Here is a 3,162-nt window from a genome sequence, read left to right as displayed (position 1 = left end):
GGCCCCCGCTCCATGGCGGGGCCCCGACCCGTAAGGAACGGCTCCCCATGCCCCGCGGCCGCTACTCGCTCCACGACCCGTACGACCGCACCCCCCTGGGCGAGGAGCGCTTCCAGTGCGCCCCCGGCCCGTCCGGCTGGCGGTACGTCTCACAGCTCACCACTCCCTCCGGCGACCGCGCGGGCTCGGTGGACCTCACCCTGGACGGCCTCGGCCGCCCCCTCCGCCTCGAACTGACCATCCCCCACTGGCAGGTACGCGGTGCCGCCCTCGACGGCGTGACCTGGGTGCGCGCCGGTCCGGCGGGAGAACACGGACAGGAAGGCAACGCGCCCGCCCACGCCTTCACCGGCGCGTCCCCCGCCTTCCTCGTCGCCACCGCCCGGCTGCTGCGCCCCGTGCCCGGCGCACCGCCCACCCGCGCCCGCCTCGTCGCCCTCGCACCCCCCGTACTCGCTCCCCGCACCCTCGACCAGGCATGGGCGCTGGTGGACAGCCAAGCACACGCCACCGACAGCGGCCCGCTGACCGTGGACCACTACCGGGTCGACGACCTGGAGACGGGCGAGAGGCACTCCGTGCACATCGCCGGTGACGTCGTCCTGGCGGCACCCGGTGTCGAACTGGAGGACCTGGAGTCCCCGCCCTCGGTGTTCGACTGACCTCTCCCGTCCGAAGCCGCCGGCGTCAGGCGGGGGGAACGAAGCCCGTGCGCGGGCCGCCCGCTTCCTCGTCACCGCCGCCACTGCCGTCCCCGCCACCGACGGACGGGGTCCCCGGAGGAGGGGAAGCCGACCAGCCGGAAGCAGGGACGGGCCCTGGGACGGGCCATGATCCGGGGGCAGGGGCGGTCTGCGGAAGCGCGGCGCCGTTCCGCTCGGCCTCCGGCCGGTCGCCTTCCCCGAAGGTCCGCTGCGCGTCCCGTCCCTGCCGCTCGGACACCACACCGGACAGGTACACGGCCGGAGGCATCCCCTCCGGGACAGGGGCCCCGGTGAAGCCCGCCACATCGGCCGCCAGGCGCTGCGCCATCGACCAGCCCACCTGCGGATCGAGCTGGTCCGCGCGCAGCAGGTACTGCCGTACGGCCAGCCACAGCCCGTCCGGCACCCGCGACAGGTCCAGCCCCGCGAAGTGTCCGGCCACCCACGGTGGGGTAGGCGGCACCGGAGCCGGCCGGGACACCGGAACCCGCTCCCGCACCACCAGCGTCCCGGCGAACACGTCACCGAGCCGCCGGCCCCGCGCGGAGACCAGTGAGGCGACGCACGCGACGACTCCCACCGTCATCTGGATCTCCACGAAACCCAGCGCCCCGCGCACCAGCGCGTGCCGGAAGCGGATAGGCCCGCCGTCCTCCCGTACCACCCGCAGCCCGCACACCATCTTTCCCAGCGAACGTCCGTGGGACAGCGTCTCGACCGCCACCGGCCCGCCCATCAGCACCACCAGCAGCAGCGCGACGGCGACCGCGGCGGTGGCCGCGTCGTCCAGGGACCCGGTGGCCGACAGCACCGCCACCGACAGCGCCAGGTAGATCCCCCAGAGCACCACCAGGTCTATGAAGACGGCCAGGGCCCGGCTCGGCAGCCGCGCGGGCCGCAGCCCGAGCACCACCGCATCACCCGTCACGAGCTGACTCACCCGGTACGCCTCCTCACCCTCGTCTCGGACCCGCATGCGCCTCGTACGCCGTACGCCGGGTACGTACACAGTCTGCCGCCCGCGGCCGACCGGCCGCCAAGCAGCCCGAGACCGACCGCGCACCCATCTGAAAAGCTCTCCCTATGGACCTCGATGTCTTCGTCACCGCCCACCGGGCCGAGTGGGACCGCCTGGAGGAGCTGCTGCGCCGCCGAAGCCGCCTCACCGGAGCCGAGGCGGACGAGCTCGTCGCCCTCTATCAGCGGACTTCCACACATCTGTCGCTGATCCAGTCCACCGCCCCCGACCCGGCGCTGACCGGCCGCCTCACCTCGCTCGTCGCCCGGGCGCGCAGTGCGGTCACCGGCACCCGCCGCGCGACCTGGCAGGACGTGGGACGCTTCTTCGCGGTCGGGTTCCCGGCCGCCGTCTACCGCTCCCGGCACTGGTGGATACCGACGGCCCTGCTGTCGACACTGGTCGCTGTCCTCATCGGCTGGTGGATCGGTACCCACCCCGAGATCCAGGCCGCCATCGCGGCGCCCGAGCAGCTGCGCGAGATGACCCGGCCCGGTGGTCAGTACGAGACGTACTACTCCAGCAACCCGGCCGCCTCCTTCGCCGCCCAGGTGTGGACGAACAACGCGCAGGCCGCCGCTGTCTGTCTGATCTTCGGTGCCTTCCTGGGGATACCGGTGCTGTGGGTGCTGTTCCAGAACATGCTGAACATCGGGACAGGCATCGGACTGATGACCTCCGCGGGCCGTCTGGATGTCTTCCTCGGCCTGATCCTCCCGCACGGCCTGCTCGAACTGACCGCAGTCTTCGTCGCGGCCGGCACGGGTCTGCGCCTGGGGTGGACGGTCGTCGACCCTGGACCGCGCAGCCGCCGCACGGCGCTCGCGGAGGAGGGGCGTGCCGCCATCGGCATGGCGCTCGGCCTGGCCGCGGTGCTCTTCGTCTCGGGCGTCATCGAGGGTTTCGTGACCCCCTCGGGGCTGCCGACCTGGGCCCGGATCACCATCGGGGTCGTCGCCGAGCTGGCCTTCCTGGTCTACGTCTACGTACTGGGGGCCAGAGCGGTGAGGAGGGGCGAGGCCGGCGACGTGGAGGCCGCCGACCGTTCCGCCGAGGCGCCTCTCGCGGCGTGACACGGGCCGATGTGCGTCGAGGTCCTCGGACCTGCTACGGTTCTGATCGTTCCGGAGGGAGCCCTTGACGGGGATCCATCCGGGAGGTAGATTTTAGAAGTTGCCCTGAGAGTGATAACCTTGAGGGTAGACGGACGAAAATCTATGCGGCTTCGGTCGAGAGCCCACGGCTCCGGCGAAGCAGCCCGAATTCCTGTCGGAAAGCGAAGCCGATTTCGATCGGCCAAAGCGAATCTGATAGAGTCGGAGACACCGAAGGGAAGCGCCCGGAGGGGCCCCGGAAGGGGTGCCGAAGGAAGCGTCCGTTCCTTGAGAACTCAACAGCGTGCCAAAAGTCAACGCCAGATATGTTGATGCCCTGTCGCTC

The 3,162-nt window shown here is 71.6% G+C and carries 3 protein-coding genes; 2 read left to right on the top strand and 1 reads right to left on the bottom strand.

Going from position 1 to position 3,162, the window contains the following annotated elements; all coding sequences use genetic code 11:
• The first annotated feature begins 47 nt into the window (after nucleotides 1–47).
• The gene (locus tag LJ221_RS19385) at nucleotides 48–662 is read left to right on the top strand and encodes a hypothetical protein (protein WP_241718003.1); all 615 of its coding nucleotides are present in this window, start codon (nucleotides 48–50) and stop codon (nucleotides 660–662) included.
• A gap of 25 nt (nucleotides 663–687) precedes the next feature.
• Here LJ221_RS19385 and LJ221_RS19380 read toward each other — a convergent pair whose 3' ends face one another.
• Nucleotides 688–1,644 carry an RDD family protein gene (locus LJ221_RS19380; protein WP_241718002.1) on the bottom strand — a complete coding sequence of 319 codons (957 nt, stop codon included), beginning with the start codon at nucleotides 1,642–1,644 and terminating at the stop codon, nucleotides 688–690.
• A 143-nt stretch (nucleotides 1,645–1,787) separates the two neighbouring features.
• Between LJ221_RS19380 and LJ221_RS19375 the strand changes: the two genes are divergently transcribed.
• Nucleotides 1,788–2,795, top strand: a complete 1,008-nt coding sequence (locus tag LJ221_RS19375; protein ID WP_241718001.1) for a stage II sporulation protein M — start codon at nucleotides 1,788–1,790, stop codon at nucleotides 2,793–2,795.
• Nucleotides 2,796–3,162 lie beyond the last annotated feature (367 nt).

It is taken from the genome of Streptomyces sp. CNQ085, from assembly GCF_022614595.1.
Lineage (GTDB): Bacteria > Actinomycetota > Actinomycetes > Streptomycetales > Streptomycetaceae > Streptomyces.
The sequence above is the reverse complement of the archived record's forward strand: the minus strand, read 5'-3'. Positions and strand labels throughout refer to the sequence as shown.

Excerpts from the sequence above, each read along its gene's own strand:
- LJ221_RS19385 (WP_241718003.1), top strand. The coding sequence starts at position 48 with ATGCCCCGCGGCCGCTACTCGCTCCACGACCCGTACGACCGCACCCCC.
- LJ221_RS19375 (WP_241718001.1), top strand. The coding sequence starts at position 1,788 with ATGGACCTCGATGTCTTCGTCACCGCCCACCGGGCCGAGTGGGACCGC.